2 protein-coding genes are annotated in these 1,366 nt (G+C 47.6%); both read right to left on the bottom strand.

The features are described from left to right. Window positions 1–30: 30 nt before the first annotated feature. Window positions 31–735: an IS630 family transposase gene (locus IX84_RS30435; protein WP_052516191.1), complete on the bottom strand. Its 705-nt coding sequence runs from the start codon at window positions 733–735 to the stop codon at window positions 31–33. A gap of 46 nt (window positions 736–781) precedes the next feature. Next, window positions 782–1,327, bottom strand: coding sequence for a helix-turn-helix domain-containing protein (locus IX84_RS30430; RefSeq protein WP_152605135.1), 546 nt, complete (start codon window positions 1,325–1,327; stop codon window positions 782–784). Between the last annotated feature and the right edge of the window lie 39 nt (window positions 1,328–1,366).

The raw sequence follows: 1,366 nt of genomic DNA, 5'->3' as shown, positions 1-1,366 counted from the left end.
TAGTGGCTTAAGACATAAGTTTCTGACAATTTAAATGAGAGGTTCCCGGTCCTTGTCGAAGCCTTTAAATTTCCATTTTAGAGGTTTAGCCAAGCACTCATTGTAAAAAGCCACGTAGGCTTCTATTTTGATTTGTAGCTCTTCGACTGAAGAAAAATTGCCATTGCTAATCACATGACGCTGCAGCTTAGCGAACCAATTTTCGATTGGGTTGAGCCAGGAGCAATGCTTGGGCGTGAAGACAAATCTGATACGGTGCTCTTCTTTTTCCAGGAAACGCCTACGAGTTACCATGTTTTTTAAGATGCCCTCCCGGCCTTTTGTGCCCAGGCCTTCATCATACCCTTCGCACTCGGCAATCCAGCGGACCAGCGATTCCGACATATGGGTATTGAGCTGGTCGGACAAAATAATAACCTGGTCCATTTCTGGCAGTGCATGGACGGTGCATTTGATGAAGTCAGCATAATCTGTTTCATCCCGAGTGTCTCCCATACGGTAATTGATGACCTGGCCATTTTCCACGTTGTTAGCGGCAATCAGCGTCGTTGTACCGTGACGGATGTACTCATATTCCACCCGTTGGTGTGCCCCCTTGCTTTTGGGGGCTGCACCTTTGGCACGCTCTATAGCCTGGATACCCGTTTTTTCGTCGATGCTTATGACATGGCGGTTGGGGTGCTTGCGCAGCACAGAATCGAGAATGAACTGGCAAACCAAAGCAACCCTGAGCACGAAGGCTCCCCAATCTTCGATCTTTGGGAATAGCCAATACTCTGATTTATGAGGCTGAAGAGGGCTGCTTTTTTAAAATCCTCCCTACTTGCCGGGAGGAAATACTGGCCACGATGCCTTTCGCTATGGCAACTTTGGCCAGCATCTCGTGCGTCCAATCAGCCATTTCTACCTGGTAATCGGCTGGGGGCTCGCAGGCTAGGGCTATGATCTGTTTTTCCTGGGCTAAGGTGATGGTTTTCGGCGCTCCCGAACGAGGCGAGTCTTTTAACGTACTGATTAAACGTTTGCGTAAATCCAAGGGGCTCACTTCTTGATTCTCCAAATACGATTCATAGGATACCAAATTATCATAGTCTGCCTCCCAGCGCCTGCGCCAGGATTTTACCGTATTCAGTGAAATATCCAGTTCCCTTTTGATGTGGGAATTGCTTTGTCCTTGATTGGCCATTAGCAATAGCTTGATGCGCTTGGCTAGTTGCTGGCTTGTCGTATGCCGGCGCCCTATATCCTGCAATATCTCCTTTTGTAGTAGAGTCATCGGGATTGGGGCAGCCGGTGCTTGGCCTCTTCCCATGGTATTTTCTGTCAAAGAACGTTTAAAATTATCAATTATTTATGTCTTAAGCCA

The organism is Phaeodactylibacter xiamenensis (assembly GCF_000759025.1).
GTDB lineage: Bacteria > Bacteroidota > Bacteroidia > Chitinophagales > Saprospiraceae > Phaeodactylibacter > Phaeodactylibacter xiamenensis.
This window is presented reverse-complemented; position numbering and strand designations above follow the sequence as displayed.